Below are 675 nucleotides of genomic sequence, written 5' to 3'. Positions count from 1 at the left end.
TAAAGGGTTCTATCATTTGATAACTTAATTTAGAAATTATAATCATCTTGTAAAACTCTATATTGAATATCTTCAACGTATAAGAAAATTACCGGGAAACCATCACACATCATTTGTTCTGCCATGTTCACCTCCTTTATTGTGTTTTAATGTTTGGCGCTTTACCGTATATGCATACCATAGACGGGAAGGGAGCGCTGCCCTTTGATGAAAACTTAAGGCGTCCTTTTATGAATCTGACCTCACAAAATGGTGCTATATGCTCGTGAAAATAACGGGTATCTGTCCTTGCTGGTATCAACAAAACTATTGCTCTCTCTCTCTCTCTCTCTCATTCGCTTCTTGCCTTAATAATTCATTGTGAAATATCAGAATAAGGTGGATTGCAAAATACATTACCTTTTCATTCTTTGTCAAGTCCATTATCTTCTTCTGTGAAAAATTCTTTTGTCCCAAGGCGATTATCTTTTGTGGTTGCTGGATCTAAGTCAAATTTAAATTCTGCATTCAACTTCTCATAAAAAGGAATTGGAGTGTATCACTCATTGGAATAATAATCATTAGTTAATTTTTGGATTGTTTGTTTCATTATTATTCCTATACATCTTTGAATAATTGTTTGTAGTTTTCTAAGATGTCTCTTTCCTTTGCTTGGTATGCTTTTCGAGCAGGTTC

1 protein-coding gene is annotated in these 675 nt (G+C 34.1%); it reads right to left on the bottom strand.

Going from position 1 to position 675, the window contains the following annotated elements:
- Positions 1 to 403 precede the first annotated feature (403 nt).
- Entirely contained in the window at positions 404 to 511 is a 108-nt protein-coding gene (locus tag N1032_RS25710) for a phage N-6-adenine-methyltransferase (RefSeq protein ID WP_259543450.1), read from the bottom strand.
- Positions 512 to 675 lie beyond the last annotated feature (164 nt).

Origin of the sequence: Herbiconiux daphne (assembly GCF_024979295.1) — a bacterium.
Lineage (GTDB): Bacteria > Actinomycetota > Actinomycetes > Actinomycetales > Microbacteriaceae > Herbiconiux > Herbiconiux daphnes.
Note: the sequence above shows the minus strand (reverse complement) of the source record. Positions and strands in the feature narration are given on the sequence as shown.